The sequence below is a fragment of the Microbacterium sp. CFBP 8801 genome (assembly GCF_014839455.1).
Classification (GTDB): domain Bacteria; phylum Actinomycetota; class Actinomycetes; order Actinomycetales; family Microbacteriaceae; genus Microbacterium.
Genome location: NZ_JACYNU010000007.1, coordinates 21,313 through 39,909, shown reverse-complemented (window position 1 = coordinate 39,909; position 18,597 = coordinate 21,313). Strand labels below are relative to the sequence as shown.

The following is an 18,597-nucleotide window of genomic DNA, read 5'->3' as shown; positions in this document are numbered from 1 at the left end:
TTACCGACAAAACGGCGCTGCCGACGTGTGCCCCCGGCGTCGCACACTGGGGGCATGGCCACTCCCCTCACGACGACCCGAAACGCCGAGATCAGCGAGCGCGACCGCTCGAGCGTCTTCCATTCGTGGTCCGCTCAGCGCACCCTCGCTCCGCTCCCCCTCGCCGGAGGCTCGGGCGTGGAGGTGTGGGATGCCGACGGCCGGAGCTACCTCGACTTCTCGAGCATGCTGGTCAACGTCAACATCGGCCATCAGCACCCCCGCGTCGTCGCGGCCATCCAGGAGCAGGCGGCGCAGCTGACCACCGTCGCCCCCGCGCACGCGAACGAGATGCGCGCGCACGCCGCCGAGCTCGTGCTCGAGCGTGCCCCAGAGGGCTTCTCGAAGGTGTTCTTCACCAACGGCGGTGCCGACGCCAACGAGAACGCCATCCGCATGGCGCGGCTGACCACCGGCCGCGACAAGATCGTGTCGCACTACCGCTCGTACCACGGCAACACCGGGGCGGCCATCGTCGCCACCGGCGACTGGCGACGGATGCCGAACGAGTACTCCCGCGGCCACGTGCACGTCTTCGGTCCCTACCTCTACCGCTCCGAGTTCTGGGCCGAGACGCCCGAGCAGGAGTGCGAGCGGGCACTGCGCCACCTCGAGCGCACGGTCCAGGCCGAGGGGCCCGACACGATCGCTGCGTTCCTGTTCGAGACGATCCCCGGCACCGCCGGCATCCTGGTCCCCCCGCCCGGCTACCTCGCCGGGGTCCGCGAGATCGCCGATCGCTACGGCATCCTGCTCATCCTCGACGAGGTCATGGCCGGCTTCGCACGGGCGGGCGAGTGGTTCGCCTTCGACGCCTTCGACGTGCGACCCGACCTGATCACCTTCGCCAAGGGCGTGAACTCCGGCTATGTACCCGTCGGCGGAGTGGTGATTTCGGATGCCGTGGCCCAGACCTTCGAGGACCGCGTCTTCCCCGGCGGGCTGACGTACTCCGGACACCCGCTGGCGGCAGCGTCCATCGTCGCGGCCCAGCAGGCCATGGCCGACGAGGGCGTGATCGAGAACGCGCGGCGCATCGGCGACGAGGTCATCGGCCCGCGCCTGCGCACCCTGGCCGAGGAGTCGCCGCTGGTCGGCGAGGTCCGCGGTCTCGGAGTGTTCTGGGCCGTCGAGCTCGTCGCCGACCGGGACACCCGCGAGCCGCTCGCCGCCGCGCGCATCGGCGCGATCAAGGCCGCCATGCTCGAGAAGGGCGTGCTCGGCTTCTTCGCCGAGAACCGCGTGCACGTCGTTCCGCCCGCCGTCATCGGCGATGCCGACGCCCACCGCGGCCTCGACGTGCTGGCCGAGGTGCTGAAGGCCGAGGGCGCGCGCGGCTGACGCCGCGCCCCTCGGGGTTGAGCGTCCAGGACACGCCGCGGTCGCCCGGTCCGGCGCGGCGTGTCTTGGACACTCAACGCCTCCGCGCCGCTCGCGCCGCGCCGCGCCCACCTCACGTTGAGTGTCCAGAACACGCCGCACGCGCAAGGCCCGAAGCGGCGTGTCTTGGACGCTCAACGCCTCCGCACCGCCGCGTCACCGCGCCGCGCCCACCTCACATTGAGTGTCCAGAACACGCCGCACGCGCAAGGCCGAAGCGGCCTGTCTTGGACGCTCAACAGGGTGGGGGATGCCGCGACCACGCGGCGCGTCGAGCAACGCGGAGATCAGCGCGCCCGACCGCGACTCAGCGCCCGCGGGCTCGTCGCCGGGTTCGCCAGGCCTTCCACGCTCCGGTCGACCACAGGGCCCAGATCACCAGCAGAGGCTGGAAGAGCAGACGGATGCCGCGGGCCAGGTCGGTGTCGAGGCCGAACGCGTCGGTGCCCCGGACGAACTGCTCGATGTTGCCGGGGAAGATCGCGACGAAGAAGGCCGCGACGATCCAGCCGACTGCCACGCGGCGGCGGCGGAGGACGAGGAGAGCGAGTCCGAGCGCGATCTCGACGACCCCGGATGCCACCACCGTGACGTCGATCGGGAGCGGAAGCCACGACGGAACCTGAGCGACGAACTCGTCGCGCGCGAACGAGAGGTGCGCGGTGCCGGTGAACACGAGCGCGGCACCGAGCAGCCAGCGGGCGAGGGTGCGGGGCAGGCTCATCCTCCGAGGGTAAGCCGGAGCCCCCCGGTCGAGCTCGCCCTGACGACCCGGCGTCACCGCCTCCCCGTCGGAAGCGAGCCACTCAGCCGGACCACGTTGAGTGTCCACAAAACGCCGAAGGCTCACGCCGGGTGACGGCGTGTCGTGGACACTCAACGGGACGGGGATGCCGCGGCCGCACCGTGCGACGGCCGCGGGCGCGCTCACCGGGCGAGAGCGAGCCCCGAGCTCAGCGCCGCAGGATCCGCTGCGCGAGCGCGTTGCCGATCAGCTGCCCCGCCTGCACGATCACGACGATGATCGCGACCGTCACCCAGGTCGCCTGCGCGTTGAACTGCTGGTAGCCGTAGATGATGGCGAAGTTTCCGAGCCCGCCGCCGCCGATGTAGCCCGCCATCGCCGACATGTCGACGACCGCGATGAACATGAACGTGTACCCGAGGATCAGCGGCGCGAGCGCCTCGGGGATCACGACGCCGAACAGCACCCCGATCCGCCGGGCGCCGACCGCGCGGGCAGCCTCCACGGTGCCGGGGTCGACGGCGACGAGGTTCTGCTCCACCACGCGGGCGATCACGACCGTCGCCATGATCGTGATGGGCACGATCGCGGCATCCGTCCCCAGGGTCGTTCCCGTCACCGCACGCGTGACCGGGGCCACCGCGGTGAGGAAGATGATGAACGGAATGGGGCGGATCAGATTGATCACGAGGTTCGCGATCGCGAAGACCACGCGGTTGGCGAACACGTTGCCCGGACGCGTGGCGTACAGCAGTGCGCCGATGACCAGCCCCGCGATGCCCGCGATGAGCAGCGACACGGCGACCATGTAGACCGTCTCGCCGATCGACTGCAGCAGAACCGGGGTAAGGGTCTCCCATTTCACGAGCGCACCTCCCGCGCGGGCAGGACGACGTCGGTGTGCGCGCGCAGCTCCGCCACCACGGCGTCGAGATCGTCGCTGTGCACACGGTAGGTGAGCGTGCCCAGCTGCCGGCCGAGCACGTCGGTCACCCCGCCGTAGACGACCGAGTGACGGGCGTCGTGGCGGTGGAAGACGTTCGAGACGTCTTCGCTCGAGAACTCGTTCACCTCGACGCTGACCAGGTCTCCCCCACCCGCGGCGAGCGCGGCCAGCGCCTCGCCCGAGGGCACGCCCTGCGTCACCGCGGCGACGAACCGTTTGGTCAGGTCGGCGCGCGGGTGCGCGAACACGCGGTACGTGTCGCCGCTGTCGACGACGCGACCGCCGTCCATGACGATCACCTGGTCGCACAGCTCGTGCACGATCGAGATCTGGTGCGTGATGACGACGATCGTGATGCCGAGACGCCGGTTGATCTCGCGCAGCAGGTCGAGCACCTCGGCCGTGGTCTGCGGGTCGAGGGCGCTGGTCGCCTCGTCGGCGAGCAGGATGCGCGGGTCGGTGGCGATCGCCCGGGCGATACCGACGCGCTGCTTCTGCCCGCCCGACAGGCGCCGGGGGTACTGCTTCGCCTTGTCGCCGATGCCGACGAAGTCGAGCAGCTCAGCGACCCGCTTGTCGCGATCGGCTCTGTTCCACCCGGCCACCTTCAGCGGATAGGCGACGTTGGCCGCGACGGTGCGCGAGGTGAACAGGTTGAACTGCTGGAAGATCATGCCCACGCGGCGCCGCAGGTCGCGCAGCTTCGCCTCGGATGCCGCCCCCACATCGACGCCGAGCACCTCCACGGTGCCCGACGTCGGCTGCTCGAGGCCGTTCAGCAGCCGCACGAGGGTCGACTTGCCGGCACCGGAGTACCCGATCACCCCGACGATCGACCCCTCCTCCACACGCAGCGACACGTCGTCGACGGCCGTGGTGGTGGAGCGGCGATCGGTGCGGAAGCTCTTCGAGACGCCCCGCAGCTCGATGACCGCGGTCATCCGTTCTGGGCCTTGAGTGCGTCCTCGAGGCTGGTCAGTTCTTCCTGCAGCTGGGCGGCGGTCCAGTCCGCCTTGAACTGCAGGTTGCCCTGGTTGAGCTCGGTGACCGCCGCCTCGACCTCGGTGCTGTGATACGCCGTGACGAGCTTCTCCCAGCGGGGGTCGTCCTTCTTGTCGTCGCGCGTGACGAAGGCGTTGATGTACGGCGCGAGCTGCGGGTTGTTCAGGTCTTCCTTGAAGATGATGAGCTCGTCGCCGAGCCCGCCCTTCTGCGCCTGCGTGTTGTTCACGATCGCGGCCTGCGCACTGCCGTCCTTGAGCGCCGTGACGGTCTGGTTCGTGTCGACGGGCAGCAGCTCGACCTTGGTCGTGACGATGTCGGCCGGCGTCGAGAGGGCGCTGCCGCCGTCCTTCAGGGTGAGGAGCCCCGCCGTCTGCAGGTTGAGCAGACCGCGGGCGAGGTTGGTGGGGTTGTTGGGGATCGCGACCTTGGCGCCCTCGGGCAGGTCCTTCACGTCGGTGTACTGCTCGGAGTACAACGCGAGCGGGTAGACCGCGGTGGCCCCCACCGGCACGAGGGTGCCGTTGTTCTCGACGTTGAACTGCGACAGGTAGATGAGGTGCTGGAAGAGGTTCACGTCGAGCTCGCCGTCTTGCACGCCCTGGTTGAGCTGCACGCCGTCGTTGATCGTGCGCACCTCGAGGTCGATGCCCTCTTCGGCGAGCTTCTGCTTCAGCACCGTCCAGTGCGCTTCGGTGCCGTCATCGGCGCCGAGGACGATGCGCGAGGAGTCGTCGCCGGATGCCGCTCCCCCGGCGCACCCGGTGAGGGCGAAGAGCAGGGCTGCGGTGGAGGCGCCGAGGATCGTGGCCAGGCGTGCGGTGCGGCGTGAAGTCATGGGACCACGTCATCACGCGCGCCGTGGATGCCGAAGTCGAGGCGTTACGCGTGGTCACGGGGTGTCACGCGGGGTAACCGAGTGGACGAAGCCGATCACCGAGGGTACGGGGCACTGGCGACGGCACCCTTCGGTGTCGGACGGGCGGCGTCAGCGAGAAGGGGGCGTCTGGCGCTTCCCCGAGACGTCGCGCTCCGCGGCACCTGACTTACGAGACACTGCGGCCGACCCGGTGAGGAACCGACCGGTGATGGCGTCCCGCTTCACGCCGCCTACGCGATACACACCGTTTCCGATGCTCTGGAAGGAGCTGCTGTTGTTCGTCACGGACTCTCGCTTTCCCTTCTGTCGATGCTACCGCCCCCGCCGTCGGTCAGGGCATCTCCGATTCGCGCGCCCCACTCGTTGGCAAGGTCGGAGAACGCGTCCTGCCACATCACGGTCGATCGTTCGAAGCGTTCGGCACCGTCGGGGAGGCCGATCGTCAGCGCGGCCACCGTCATGGGTGGATGGTCCGGGAACTCGACGATGACAGGGGTCGCGAGAACCGACTTCCAGCGGCGAATGAGCGCCTCATCGAGATCCTGGATAAGCACGTTATCCGTTCCCAGCGCCTTGCCCGCGATCCACGAGCTGTCGAAGCCGATCTCGACAGAGCGCAGGCCATCATGGTCAAGGTGAACGCGGTCGCCTGATGCCCAACGCACAAGGGTCCCGGCTCCGTCGGCCAGCCACAGCGTGACGTTGAGCTCTTCGACATCGAGAGCCGACTTCATCCGAAGTAGGTCCGATCTCAGAGCCGCGACATATCGCTTCTGCAGCGACTCGAAGCGATCCCGATGAATGCGCCACAAGCGTTCAGCCCGTTCCTGCGGTGCGAGGTACCCGGGCTGGTTGACATATCTGAGTTCACGTATCACCTGGGCGGCGTCCGCGTGGTCCTGGAGGAGAACCGGCGTCAGGCCGACCGCGCGCCACTGACGTTCCAAGGCTCCCTGCAGATCGATGAACTCCGAGCGCGACACCGCGAAGCCCTGACGGGCAAGAAGGACGAGGGCCGCGTGACCCTCCGGAGCTTCCTTGCCCGCGGCATGGAGCCACTGACGAACGTCCGGGTCTCGGTAGGACGTGCCCGCGATGATGAGCGCACCGCGCGCCAACGCGTCTCGAATGTACGTCTTCTGCCAGGCGTCGCTCGCGGCGAGCACCTCGAGAAAGTCCGTCAATGTGAGGATGACATCTGATGAACCGGTGGGGTCTACGACACCGTGGAGATGATGAACGGCGTACCCAGCCGGCCGCTCGTGCGAGTCGCTGACGGATACGACGTCGACGAGCGCGACCTCGCGGAGGGCGTCCTCGAGGAGCGTGTCGAAGTTCAGGGTCGCCAGGCTTGTGTCGTCCGCCTTGCCCTGTAACGCGTGAGCGGCAACGGCGAGATGCAGGGCCGATGAGGAGAGCGATGTCACTCCGGCATAGAGCGCCGCGCGCACCTTGGTGTCCCACTGATGTGGTTCGAACTCCGCTTTCGCAGCTTCGACAACGATCAGCGGGTCTTGGCGGTCGAGAAGAAGGGAAGCAGCACGTTCATCGGCGACCGCCTTACTCCCGACGAGGAGCCTCGTCACCAGTTCATCCCAGCCGGGCAGCCCCGACGTCGTTGACGCGCCAGCCCCGAGCAGCAAAGTGGTGTGCTTCTCGGCGCCGCACTCGCGGAAGGTCGACATCAACTCCGCCGATAGATCCGGTGCGCTCATGGGAACAGCATGCCCCAACGAACACGATGGGGTGTGATCTCTGGCCCGACCTGTGCATAAGATGCGACAGGCGTCGCAAATCCGTCCGTCGTCCCGCAGCCCCCGGCTCATCGCCTGGACTCGGCGTCCAATGCGCGCTAGGCGCGACCTCCTGTGCCGCTCCGCCGGATTCGACCACAGGCGGCGGATGAGGAGGGGCCGCCGATGCCGCGCAGCACGGTACTGCCGCGCACGAGCCTGCACGTCGCCGCCAGCACGACGAGGCCCTCTCCTCCGGCATGGCGTTGGCGGCGATCAGTCTGTAGACGGTGGGTGCCGCACGCCGCGGGCGCGCCACCGCTACGCAGGGACGGCATTTCTAAGAACCCTTCGTGGAGGGCTTAGTCGCGTTTTACCGGCCGTGGCCAGCATGGGGAACGCGGGACACCCCGCGGATGAGGCGCAACGGGCGCCCATCACCCCGTTGACCAGCGGCACGCCCACGATCGTCGCGACGTTGAAGACATTCCCGATGCTGACCGCAGCACTCCCGCTCTCGATCGCGGCCAGGTTCTTTCGAGTGATGCCCGCGGAGCCCGCGAGATGCTCGGCCGTAATCCCTCGAGCCAGGCGGGCCAGTCGGATGTGCTGCCCGAGGACGATGATCGCGTCCTCGGCCGCGCCGGTCGCCGCCACTTCTCGCCTGCCTCTGGTGATACTTTCTGCCCCCTGAATGGCTTTCCTGGATAAATTACTACCCACGTCAGCGGCTAGCGGCAGATGGCCTGGAGGCTGCACCCGTCGGTCCCCGCGCCACCAGCACGCCATCAACCTTCAGCTTCAAACCAGAGGCCATCCGGGCATCGCTTGGTCGAGGCGTGCGCTGCGCCATCGCCATCGTCCCCACGCGGGCCTCTTCCTGCTGAGCGCGTAGCCAGCCGGCCGCCGACTGCTCGTTCGGGTCGTAGCCGACGTTTAGTTCCTCCAATCACGCTGCGTTTCGCTGGCCCCCACGTCTACGTCGCGCCCGCCAAGCCAGATTGCCTTGAGGAAGGCTGCTCGTTCGCGGCTGAGATCCCCGACCGCGGCTTTGAGCTGATTCTCCTCGACGAAGTCCGCCGCTTCCCATGCATTCGTGTCTGGTTCCGTCCAACCTGTTTGAGTGAGCGTTGTCTCCTTCGAGTCGCCTATGCGCGGCGTACGCGCTGCGGCGAGCGTTGCGACGCTCGCCGCAGACGAGAGGCACGGGCGACCACCGAGCGCGCAACCGCCTAACGTCACACCTATCCGGCGAAGAACGAAAAGACCATGCCTGCGTCCCTGTGGTGCTCACTGCACACTTAGAAGCGGCTGCACGAGGAGAGGCGCATGGCGCGGCACGTGGGGCATCGGGGCGGCAACCTGAAGTTGCTCTATTGCTCGCGCAAGAGTGCCCACAGTTGACCGGTCAGGACAGCGAACTGGTCTCGAGTCCCGTGGCGCGCGACCTCGCGGAGTGCGTTTCCCACGCGGGCGTCATCTGCACCGTCGTCGATGAGTCGCTGGAACACTGTGTCTAGGCTCGCTGACACGGGCGCCGGGGGCTGCGGCGCGGGTTCGAGCTCGGCCTCGGGCTCCGGGGTGGCCGGCTCGTCATCGTCGAAGAGGGTCTCGTACGTCCCATCTGGTGCGCGCCGCACCGCCCCCTCCGGGGTTGTCCTGAGCGACGGCAGGTTCCCCGCGGGGAGGGGCCGCGGTTCGAGGCGATGTTTGACCAGGACCGTCATCCCGATGCTTGTGCGCATCCACGACCAGCCCGCATCCTTTGAGGTGAGGGGCACATCAAGGGGTTCCAACCATGCAAGGCCAGCGAGCACGAGTCCCCCAGCTGCGGTGCCGACCGCGTCCAGCTGCGACTGCGGCGGTCGCCACTTTAGGGTGTCTGGGTAGGCGAAAGAGCGCGTCGGCTCGTGCTCGGCGATGGATGCCAATCGCGCCGCCTCCTGGCGCAAATACTGCTCGTCCTGCACCGGGCCCGGCAGCGCAGCGGGCGCGCCCGCCGCGACCATCGCCGCGGTGATGGTCGCGATGGTGTCCGTGTCCGTACCGACTGCGTTGGCCACGAGGACCGTCGCTTCCGCAGGCCGATTGGGGTACGCCGCGGCCACCGCCATAGCGGCGGTGACCGAAGCCGTCCCGCTGCCGAGAGTTCGCTTGTCAGTCAGCCCCATCTTCTCGACCATGCGCCGGTATGCCTCGACGCTGTCCGCCCCGTCACGATGAATCTCAGTGACAAACCGGTCCCCCGCGGTGAGCAGCTCGGCGACTTCGTCGACGGTTTCCCCCCAGGCTTGCTCGAAGGACCGCTGTTCCTCCCGCTCCCAGGCGGGCACCCAGATGTTGGCCAGGTCCCGGTCGTCCGAGAAGAACCGCACAGCTCGATGGGTCGCGTTCACCAGGGACGCCCAGTCGCTCACCGCGGGTGCGTGCCGCTGGCGCAGTGAGAAAGCGAGGGCCACCGCATGCAGCACCGCGCCGACAATTGCGCGAGGGTGGCCATGGGTCACGACGACGTCGCGCAGCACCGGGACGATGTAGGTGTCGTCCAGGCCACCGGCCCACACGTGCGGCTGAATACGCATCGCCGCCCCGTTGCCGCCGGCCTTCGTCCACCCGTCATAGAAATTCGTGTGCCAGGTCGCGGTGGCTTTGGCCATTCCTGCCGCTGCAGCGCGCGATGCCCGCCCGCCACCTAGGGCATAGGCCGGCCACACCGGAAGCTCAATGCGGGCGAACGCTTCAACGTCGAAGCCATGCTCGGAGATCGACCGGGTGACAGCGAGGCGCAGCTGGGTGTCGTCGGAGTACGTGCCGGCCGGAAGCGAGGCCTGGACGCCGTACTGGCCTCCGACTCGACGCTTCCAGTCCATCGACGTGTCCAGCGGCCGCCCGTCGGTGCGGCGGCGAAGACCGGACTCGTCCGTCAATTCGGAGATGAACCCGACGGCGTCGGCCCAGGCCGCCCACAGCATCGACGCCGTCACGCGATCCCGGTAATCAGGGCGAGCGCCCGGCCTTGCGACCTCAGCCATTCGCGTTGTGTCCACGGTTCACCACGGTACAGCCGGTGGAGGTCACTTCGAAGGTCACTGGAAGACCTCCGGCCGCGCGCTGTATGGCACGGCTGCCAAATCGGCCGGGGAGTGCGGGTCGACGATGCCGATGATGCCCGCGACGTCGTCGGTCAGCTCGTCCTCCGGCACATAGATCGCTTGAAGGAATTCAAGGCTAAGCGCCTTCGGATAGAGCACTTCGGCTTGCGGGTCGGTCGGGAGGTGGTCCGACATGCCGGGGGCGCGGTCTTTTGGCGTTCTCCAGTTGCCCCAGTAGACGGTCGGAGCGAACAGCGCTTCGAACCCTCCTACCCCCTGGGCTCGTTCGGTCGCCGGGTACGCGTTGTTTCCCGTGCAGAACCAGACGCCGGGGTGGTCGAGGATGTCGATGGCGAAAGACAGGCAAGCCCACCAGACGTCGTCATCCGCGTGCCAGCGGTGCGAGTGCCCCAAGAAGGTGGAGTTGACCTGACTGACCGATAGGTTGACCCAGTCGGTCCACGCCGCGTCCCGTGACCGGTCGGGCGAGTTTAGGATCATCACGTTCTCGAGGTACTGCTCCTCGCTCAGCTGGTCGCGGCTGTACACCAGTCCTTGCGCAAACATGCCGATTAGACCCCGGCTCGTGGTGAAGTGCAACAACTCCGTGACGCCGCGCTCCCGCGCACGTTCCGAGGGGGTCACACCGACACCGCCTGGAACGTGGCAGGATCCAAGTAGCTGACCAGCTTCGAGGCCTCCCCCGGCTTGTATCCGAGGGTGACGGTCTTCCGTGCGCGACCGATCCCCATCGCCAGCAGGCGACGAAGCCCGTCGAGGTCCGTGTCATCCTCGTCCGCACCGTGGGGCGTGACTTGGCTGTTGAGGCCAAGCACCACCACGTGGTCAAACTCCAGGCCTTTCGCGGAATGCAGTGTGCACACTGCGACCGCTTCCTCCCCGCCTGGCCAGACGGACTTGCGGGTCAACGGAACCCAGTCGACCTTCGCCGCGGTCAGGCCGTCGGTGAGGGTCGTGCTCCACGCCCCACCCCAGAACTGCAGGAACGCGACCGATTCTGTCGCCAGGTCCGCTTTGCCGACCACGTTCTTTAGCGCCCACGCCAGTTGAGCGTTGTACTTGCCGGCGAGCACGACGGGTTCGGGGCCGGTGCGGGTTGTGGAGGTGAGGTCGGGAAGCAGACCATCCGCGCCGACGCTTAGCCCCGTGACGAGGGGGCGCGCGAAAGCTGCAATTTGCTGCGTGTTCCGGTGGTTCGCCTTGAGGGTCCGCACGAGCTGACCTTCGACGCCGACCTCCTTCCAGGTGAATCCCTTCTTGTAGATCTGCTGGGCGGCATCAATTATGAAAGTCACTGAGGCGTCCTCGTCGGCATGTGCGAGCATCGCCCGGAGTTCGTTGGCGGAGAAGTCCTGCGTCTCGTCGATGATGACGACGTCCCACACGTCTTCCGGGGCCGCGACGGCTGCGGCCACCGCGAGGTCATTCCAGTCAGCCACCCCCGCCGCCGCCTTCGCCTGCCGGTAGGGCTCAACGACGTCGCGCAGCAGCCGACGGCGGGTATCATCCTCCATCCGGGGCGACGTGCCGCGCCCGTCGCGCCGAGCCGTCACGTAAGACTCGAGTTCCGACGCAGGGAACCGACCGAGCAGGTATTGCACCTCGTCGAAGAGGAAGTCGGCATCTCCCCCGAAAGCCGCGCACAGTCGCTTAAGGACCGAGTCGGCGTATTCAGGGTTGAGCGAGTAGGTATGAGGCAACAACGACTTCGCCCACCTGCTGAACGTGGTGACGGTCAGTTCGAGGTCAGCGGAGCTGGTCACCTGCTCCTCAGCAAGGGCCCGCACGTACCCCTCGAGGGTGCGGTTAAAGGTGAGGACCAGAACTCGCACAGGACGGTGGATACCCAGGCGGGTGCGTCGCTGAAGTCGCGTGATGCAAAGTTGGCTGAGCCGCATCAGCGCCGTCGTGGTCTTACCACTGCCAGCGGCACCGCGGATCACCATCACCCCTGGCTGGTTGTCCGCCAGCAGAGGGAGCTGTTCCGGCGTCAGTTTCACCTGCGGAAGCAGTCTCATTGTTCGTCTCCCCTTTGAGTAACACGGCCCTGCAAGGACACGCGGATCAGCAACATCTTTACAGAAGGCCCCGGTGTGCATTCGCACCGGCGGTGCGCACGACCGTTCAGGTGTGTTCTCAAAAGGTGCAGCCGCCGCGCATATAGGTCGTAAGGCGCGCACCCCGCGCGCCAGGAATCAGGGAGATGCAACTGCTGAATCGCACCACCGACTGGTATAGCGGGCATGTTCTCAACCTTGCCCACATGGACGAGTACGCCTTCTCACAGGAGGAGGAAACAACGCCCCCGGAGTTGTCAGCCGTGCTGCACCGTCTGCATGCATGCGATTTCCGTCGGCGAGTAAGTCATTTCGGGCAGACGGGCGCACCGGTAGGAACTACTGCGCCCGAGCGAACCTGTGCAGCATCGCGTCCCACGCTCTCATCTCCGCTTCGAAGCTCTCGCCCCAGACTTCCTGCCATGGGCCGGTACCGCCGCGCAGGAAATCGGACGTTAGCGGGTGCGGGTTTCGCTCAGTTGACGCCAGTTCGTAGAGGTGACAAAGACGCCGCCGGCAGCGTCGTTGCAAATGAGTCTGTGAGCGTCGGCGAAGGCGACCCGCTCTTCTTCACCATCAGCCCGTTCACTATCGCCCTGAACTCGGTCTTGGCGCTTGGTACCATCGTGATCACCGTGGTTTCGCTACGCAAGCGTGGCGGGGCGAAGCAGATGATGACGGAAGAGGCCGCAAAACAAACCATCTCCGAATCCGAAGCCCCCGCGGGTGAGCAGGCGAGTACCCGTCAGCCCTGAGAGTCGCCGCTTTCACCAGTTTGCGCGAGGGTTTAATTTCCTGCCCGAGGGAATCAACCCTTAAACCTGGTCCTCTTGTAATCACGCGTTCGCTCGAACCGCCGAAAGCGGGCGTCTGCCGCTCCCGTGTCATTTGCGGGACCCCGGTAGGGGCGTGACGCCGAGGGTACCTCCGACCTCCCCGGATTGGCTGCCGTGTACCGGAGACGCAGCAGTAGCATCTCGCGCTCATCGCCCGGCGCTGAGGCGGAGACTGTGCCCGGCGCCAGTCCTCGAACCCGACCGGTTTCTCCCTAGTCGTGAGGAGATGGATCGGATTCCCTGCTGATATGCCGGTAGAGCTGGGCTTCGTGTGCGCGCTCCAGTCGGGTAATCGTACGAGGCTCGGGCCAGGACTGACCAGACAACACTTTCCGAATGTTCTTCTCGTCGACGCCAGCGGCGGCAGCAAGGTTCTTGGGGCTGCGAGAGCCCATCGCAGCGCAAAGGTTCGAGGCGGATATCCGGGCTACTTCAGCGTCAGGGTTGGCGCACGGAGAGCCGAGCCAGCCGTCGCATAGCTTGGCCGGAACCGGACAGGGCCAATGAGTCTCATCCATCAGAAGTGCAGCCCAAGTGTCTCGCCCGTAAGAACCGTCTGGATCGGAAAGGCGCATCCGAAGAAGTTACCGTGGCGTAGATCAGATTCGAGCGACAGTTGTTCGTCTACCGGGACGTCTCGTATCAGTCCAGCAGCAGCGCCGGCTCCTCGAGCACGGATGCCACATCGGCGATGAACCGCGAGATCCCGTCGCCGTCGACCACGCGGTGATCGAACGACCCCGACACGGTGGTCACCCAGCGGGGGCGCACCTCGCCGTCGACGACCCACGGCTTCTGGCGGATCGCGCCCAGGGCGATGATGCCGGCCTCACCCGGGTTGATGATCGGGGTACCGGCATCCACCCCGAAGACGCCGATGTTCGTGATCGTGAACGTTCCGCCGGTCTGGTCGGCCGGGCTCGTCTTGCCCTCGCGCGCGGTGAGGGTGAGGTTCTCGAGCGCCTTGGCCAGCTCGCGCGTGTTCATCGCCTGCGCGTCTTTGATGTTCGGCACGAGCAGGCCGCGCGGGGTGGCGGCGGCGATGCCGAGGTTGACGTAGTGACGCACGCTGATCTGCGCGCCGTCCTCGGTGTCGACCCAGGCGGCGTTGATCATCGGGGTGCGGCGCAGGGCCCAGATCACGGCACGCGCCATGATCAGCAGCGGCGAGATCTTCACGTCGGCGAAGTCGGCCGAGGCCTTGAGCCGCTTGACGAACTCCATGGTGCGCGAGGCGTCGACGTCGACCCATACCGAGACGTGCGGGGCGGAGTAGGCGCTCGAGGTCATCGCGTTGGCCGTGGCCTTGCGCACTCCGCGCACCGGGATCGACTCCTCGCGGGCGTCGGCGACCGGCGCCGGGGCAGCGGGGGCGGGCACGGGGATCGTCTCTTCGCGCACTTCGCCCCACGCCGGCGTCTCGATGTTGCGGAAGACGCTGGCCTGGTCGGCGTGCTTCACGACGTCGTCGCGGGTCACCTCACCCGCGGGACCGCTGGGCGTGACGGCCGACAGGTCGACGCCGAGGTCGCGCGCGAGCTTGCGGATCGGGGGCTTGGCGACCACACCGACCGATGCCTTGACCGGACGCTCCGCGGGCGCGCGACGCCGCGACGACACCGCTCCGCCCGTGCCGTAACCCACCAGCACGGCACCGCCGGCGTCGTCGGGCTCGGGCACCGTGGTGGGGGCCGCGGGGGCCGGGGGCGCGGCATCCGCGGAGCCGATGGTGATGATCGGAACGCCCACCTCGACGGTGGCGCCCTCGACGGCGAGGAGCTCTCCGACCGTGCCCGAGAAGGGCGAGGGCAGCTCGACGAGCGACTTGGCGGTCTCGATCTCGACGATCACGTCGTTGACCTCGACGGTGTCGCCGGGGGCGACGCGCCACTGCACGATCTCGGCCTCGGTGAGGCCTTCTCCGACGTCGGGGAGAACGAAGGTCTGCTCGGTCACGGTGTGTCCTTTGCTCGGGAGCCAGCTTGTCACCGGCGACGCCGCAACGGAATGCTCCGGCGGGCGGGAGGGCAGCGGGTCAGTAGGCGAGAGACCGGTCGACGGCCTCGAGGATGCGGTCGGCGTCGGGCAGGTACGTGCCCTCGAGCTTCGCGGGAGGGAACGGCACGTCGAAGCCCGACACCCGCAGCACGGGGGCCTCGAGGGCGAAGAACGCCCGCTCCATGACGGTGGCCGCGATCTCGGAACCGAGCGAGGTGAAGCCCGGTGCCTCCTGCGCGTAGACCATGCGTCCGGTGCGGCGCACCGAGTCGAGCAGCGGGCCGTAGTCGACCGGCGAGAGCGACCGCAGGTCGATGACCTCGCAGCTCGTGCCCTCGCTCTCGGCGAGCGCGGCCGCCTGCAGCAGGGTGGTGACCATGGCGCCGTGACCGACGAGGGTGACATCGGTCCCGCGGCGCACGATGCGGCTGGCGTGCAGCGGCAGCGCGGGGGCCTCGGTGTCGACCTGGCCCTTCTGCCAGTACTTCGCCTTGGGCTCGAGGAAGATGACGGGGTCGGGCGAGGCGATGGACTGCTGCATCATCCAGTACGCGTCGTTGGCGTTCGAGGGGCTGACGACCCGCAGGCCCGGGGTGTGCGTGAAGTACGCCTCGGGGCTCTCCTGGTGGTGCTCGACCGCGCCGATGTGTCCGCCGTAGGGAATGCGGATGACGACGGGCATGCGCACGCCGCCCTCGTGGCGGTTCGTGATCTTCGCCAACTGCGAGGTGATCTGGTCGAACGCGGGGAAGACGAAGCCGTCGAACTGGATCTCGAGAACGGGCTTGAACCCGCCCATCGCGAGGCCGATCGCGGTGCCGACGATGCCCGACTCGGCCAGGGGCGAGTCGATGACGCGGCGCGGACCGAAGTCCTTCTGCAGCCCCTCGGTGACGCGGAAGACGCCGCCGAGCGGCCCGATGTCCTCGCCCATGAGCAGTACGCGGTCGTCGGTTTCGAGCGCGCGGCGCAGGCCTGCGTTCAGGGCCCGGCTGATCGGCAGGTTCTCAGTCATTTCGCGCCCCCGTCCATCGACGTCTCGTAGTCGTCGAGCCAGCGCTGCTCCGACTCGATGAGCGCGTGCGCCTCGGAGTAGACGCTCTCGAACATGTGCACCCGGGGCAGGCCGCCGAGCTCGTTCGTGCGGGTGCGCACGTCGTCGGCGAGCGCCCGGCCCTCGGCATCCGCGTCGTCGAAGAACTGCTGCGAGGCGCCGCGGCCCTCGAGGAACGCGCGCATGCGGACGATCGGGTCGCGCCGGCCCCACGACTGCTCCTCGTCGGAGGTGCGGTACTTGGTGGGGTCGTCGCTCGTGGTGTGCGCGCCCATGCGGTAGGTCATCGCCTCGATCGCGCGGGGGCCGCCACCGGCCCGGGCCTCGTCGAGGGCGAGCTTCGACACGGCGTAGCTGGCGAGGACGTCGTTGCCGTCGACCTGCAGGCTCGGGATGCCGTACCCCTCGCCGCGCTTATACAGCGGCGAGCGCGACTGGGTGGCGACGGGCACCGAGATGGCCCACTGGTTGTTCTGCAGGAAGAAGACCTCGGGGGTCTGGAAGCTCGCGGCGAACACCATCGCCTCGTGCACGTCGCCCTGGCTGGAGGCACCGTCGCCGTAGTAGACGATGACGGCCTCGTCGCGCTCGGGGTCGCCGGTGCCGCTCTTGCCGTCGAAGACCAGGCCCATCGCCAGGCCCGTGGCGTGCAGCGTCTGCGCGCCGAGCACGAGCGTGTAGATGTGTGTGTTGCCGTTCTTCGGGTCGGTCGGGTCCCACCCGCCGTGGGTGAGTCCGCGCATGAGGCGGATGATGTCGAGCGGGTCGACGCCGCGGATGCGGGTGACCACGTGCTCGCGGTACGAGGGGAACAGGTGGTCCTGGGCCCGCGCGGCGCGGGCGGAACCGACCTGCGCGGCCTCTTGACCGAACGACGGGGGCCACAGGGCGAGCTGCCCTTGACGCTGCAGGTTGGTCGCCTGCACGTCGAAGGCGCGGATCGAGACCATGTCGCGGTAGAACGTCTCGAGTTCGGCGTCGGTCAGCGCGTCGATGAGCGGCAGATAGCGCTCGGCTGCGGGCGTGGGGGCCAGCGAACCGTCGGCGGCGAGAACGCGCACGAGAGCGGGGTCATCGAGCGGGGTCATGCTCCCACGCTAATGCTCGCCTTATGCCGAGGACCGCATGAGGTGCACAACGGATGCCGCGATTCGGGGTTCGATACCGACAAACGCCGCACCCGGTCAGCGCGGAGCGACGGAGGCCGCAGCCTCGACGATGCGGTCGAGGGACTCCGCTTCACCGATCGAGATGCGCACGCCGTCGCCCGCGAAGGGACGCACGACCAAACCCGCCTCTTCGAACGCCGCCGCGACCTCGACCGCCCGCTCCCCGGCGGGGAGCCACACGAAATTGCCCTGGGCGTCGGGCACCGGCCAGCCCGCCTCGCGCAGACGCGCGACGAGACCGTCGCGGCGCTGGGCGATGACGGTGACGCGCTCGAGCAGTTCCGACTCGGCGCGCAGGCTCGCGAGCGCGGCCTCTTCGGCGGCGGCCGTCACCGACAGGGGAATGGCGGTGCTGCGCGCGGCGTCGAGCACACGTGTGTGGCCGATGGCGTATCCGACGCGCAGGCCCGCCAGACCGTAGGCCTTGCTGAAGGTGCGCAGCACCACGATGTTGGGGCGGGCGATGATCGCGCGCACGCGGTCGCCCTCGACCGACGCCGGGTCGGTGACGAACTCCGCATAGGCCTCGTCGAGCACGATGAGCACGTCGGCGGGTACGGCGTCAACGAAGGCGGCGAACTCGTCGTGGGTGACGGTGGGGCCCGTCGGGTTGTTCGGGCTGCACACGATGATCAGGCGCGTGCGATCGGTGACCGCGGCGGCCATCGCGGGCAGGTCGTGACGGAAGTCCGCGGTGAGCGGCACCGGCACGCTCGTCGCCCCGGCGACCGCGACCAGAGACGGGTAGGCCTCGAACGAGCGCCACGCGTACACGACCTCGTCGCCGGGACCCGAGGTCGCCAGCAGCAGCTGTGCGAGCAGCGACACGCTGCCGGCGCCGACGTGCACGTCGTCGGGCGAGACGCCGTGGCGTGCGGCGAGACGTTCGCGCAGGCGGGCGGCCGTGGCATCCGGATACCGGTTGATGCCGGTCGCCCCCTGGATCGCCTCGAGCACCCCGGGGAGCGGGTCGAACGGGTTCTCGTTGCTCGACAGCTTGAACGCGTCGGGGCTGGCCTGACGCCCCTGGCGGTACGCCGGCAGCGCGGCGATCTCGGGGCGGATACGGGGCAGAACCGGCTCGTCACTCACCCCGCGAGCCTAACCGCGAGGCCCCCGCGCGCGTCAGTCCCCTCTTTCGACGGCTTCTCCACAGCCCGCGGAGCGGGATCGGTCCCGGGCGCAGCGCCCCGTCCGTGCCAAGGTGGAGGCATGCGCTTCGTCGTTCGCGTGGCCGTCAACGCCTTCGCCATCTGGATCGTCACCCTGCTGCCCGCCCTACAGGTGCGGCTCATTCCGTTCGCGCCGGGCGAGGCCCTGCAGGTCGCCCTCACCGTGCTGGTGGTCGGGCTCATCTTCGCGCTCGTGAACACCCTCATCGGCACGGTGGTGAAGTTCGTCGCGATCCCGCTCTACATCCTCACGCTTGGACTCATTTCGCTCGTCATCAACGGATTCCTGCTGTGGCTGACGGCCGTCATCACCGAGAACTGGGACTGGGGCCTGCGCACCGGCGAGTTCTGGCTCACCGCCGTCGCGGCCCTGCTCATCGGCATCATCAACGCCATCCTCGGTGGGCTGCTGCGCCCGCGCAAAGAAGAGCGCTCACGCCGCTGATGCGCAGAAAGCGCTTCCCCGCCATGAT

General features: G+C 68.0%; 16 protein-coding genes. 3 read left to right on the top strand and 13 right to left on the bottom strand.

All coding sequences use genetic code 11. From position 1 onward, the window contains the following. Positions 1-54 precede the first annotated feature (54 nt). Positions 55-1,380 carry an aspartate aminotransferase family protein gene (locus IFR11_RS09950; RefSeq protein WP_191916055.1) on the top strand — a complete coding sequence of 442 codons (1,326 nt, stop codon included), beginning with the start codon at positions 55-57 and terminating at the stop codon, positions 1,378-1,380. 346 nt (positions 1,381-1,726) lie between these two features. On the opposite strand, the gene IFR11_RS09945 is transcribed toward IFR11_RS09950, so the two are convergent. The 9 genes from IFR11_RS09945 to IFR11_RS09905 all read right to left on the bottom strand — a co-directional run bounded on the left by IFR11_RS09945 (position 1,727) and on the right by IFR11_RS09905 (position 11,856). Then, positions 1,727-2,143 carry a DoxX family protein gene (locus IFR11_RS09945; RefSeq protein ID WP_055935001.1) on the bottom strand — a complete coding sequence of 139 codons (417 nt, stop codon included), beginning with the start codon at positions 2,141-2,143 and terminating at the stop codon, positions 1,727-1,729. A gap of 229 nt (positions 2,144-2,372) precedes the next feature. Continuing rightward, positions 2,373-2,972: a methionine ABC transporter permease gene (locus IFR11_RS09940; RefSeq protein ID WP_206755303.1), complete on the bottom strand. Its 600-nt coding sequence runs from the start codon at positions 2,970-2,972 to the stop codon at positions 2,373-2,375. A gap of 53 nt (positions 2,973-3,025) precedes the next feature. Then, a complete protein-coding gene (locus IFR11_RS09935; protein ID WP_191916053.1) occupies positions 3,026-4,051 on the bottom strand; it encodes a methionine ABC transporter ATP-binding protein in 1,026 nt (341 codons plus the stop codon). Further along, complete coding sequence (locus IFR11_RS09930; protein WP_191916052.1) at positions 4,048-4,950, bottom strand: MetQ/NlpA family ABC transporter substrate-binding protein; 903 nt, start codon at positions 4,948-4,950, stop codon at positions 4,048-4,050. Before IFR11_RS09930 ends, IFR11_RS09935 begins: the two co-directional genes overlap by 4 nt. Positions 4,951-5,273: 323 nt before the next feature. Further along, on the bottom strand, positions 5,274-6,707 hold the full coding sequence (locus IFR11_RS09925) for an SIR2 family protein (protein WP_244630707.1): 1,434 nt from the start codon (positions 6,705-6,707) through the stop codon (positions 5,274-5,276). A gap of 339 nt (positions 6,708-7,046) precedes the next feature. Beyond that, the gene (locus tag IFR11_RS09920; protein WP_191916051.1) at positions 7,047-7,382 is read right to left on the bottom strand and encodes a helix-turn-helix domain-containing protein; all 336 of its coding nucleotides are present in this window, start codon (positions 7,380-7,382) and stop codon (positions 7,047-7,049) included. A gap of 716 nt (positions 7,383-8,098) precedes the next feature. Further along, positions 8,099-9,757, bottom strand: a complete 1,659-nt coding sequence (locus tag IFR11_RS09915) for an ADP-ribosylglycohydrolase family protein (protein WP_191916050.1) — start codon at positions 9,755-9,757, stop codon at positions 8,099-8,101. 54 nt (positions 9,758-9,811) lie between these two features. Beyond that, a complete protein-coding gene (locus IFR11_RS09910) occupies positions 9,812-10,462 on the bottom strand; it encodes a DarT ssDNA thymidine ADP-ribosyltransferase family protein (RefSeq protein WP_191916049.1) in 651 nt (216 codons plus the stop codon). Next, the gene (locus IFR11_RS09905) at positions 10,459-11,856 is read right to left on the bottom strand and encodes a 3'-5' exonuclease (RefSeq protein ID WP_191916048.1); all 1,398 of its coding nucleotides are present in this window, start codon (positions 11,854-11,856) and stop codon (positions 10,459-10,461) included. Before IFR11_RS09905 ends, IFR11_RS09910 begins: the two co-directional genes overlap by 4 nt. 578 nt (positions 11,857-12,434) lie before the next feature. Here IFR11_RS09905 and IFR11_RS09900 point away from each other — a divergent pair. Next, a complete protein-coding gene (locus tag IFR11_RS09900; RefSeq protein WP_191916047.1) occupies positions 12,435-12,650 on the top strand; it encodes a hypothetical protein in 216 nt (71 codons plus the stop codon). Positions 12,651-13,373: 723 nt separating this feature from the next. Here the strand turns inward: IFR11_RS09900 and IFR11_RS09895 are convergent. The 4 genes from IFR11_RS09895 to IFR11_RS09880 all read right to left on the bottom strand — a co-directional run bounded on the left by IFR11_RS09895 (position 13,374) and on the right by IFR11_RS09880 (position 18,044). Then, positions 13,374-14,687, bottom strand: a complete 1,314-nt coding sequence (locus IFR11_RS09895) for a 2-oxo acid dehydrogenase subunit E2 (protein WP_191916046.1) — start codon at positions 14,685-14,687, stop codon at positions 13,374-13,376. A gap of 79 nt (positions 14,688-14,766) precedes the next feature. Next, on the bottom strand, positions 14,767-15,744 hold the full coding sequence (locus tag IFR11_RS09890; protein ID WP_055935016.1) for an alpha-ketoacid dehydrogenase subunit beta: 978 nt from the start codon (positions 15,742-15,744) through the stop codon (positions 14,767-14,769). Beyond that, complete coding sequence (locus IFR11_RS09885; RefSeq protein ID WP_055832470.1) at positions 15,741-16,871, bottom strand: thiamine pyrophosphate-dependent enzyme; 1,131 nt, start codon at positions 16,869-16,871, stop codon at positions 15,741-15,743. The genes IFR11_RS09890 and IFR11_RS09885 overlap by 4 nt, the downstream gene beginning before the upstream one ends. A 96-nt stretch (positions 16,872-16,967) precedes the next feature. Beyond that, positions 16,968-18,044: a histidinol-phosphate transaminase gene (locus IFR11_RS09880; protein ID WP_191916045.1), complete on the bottom strand. Its 1,077-nt coding sequence runs from the start codon at positions 18,042-18,044 to the stop codon at positions 16,968-16,970. Between the two features lie 120 nt (positions 18,045-18,164). Between IFR11_RS09880 and IFR11_RS09875 the strand changes: the two genes are divergently transcribed. After that, a complete protein-coding gene (locus tag IFR11_RS09875; RefSeq protein ID WP_055832467.1) occupies positions 18,165-18,569 on the top strand; it encodes a phage holin family protein in 405 nt (134 codons plus the stop codon). Positions 18,570-18,597: the final 28 nt, after the last annotated feature.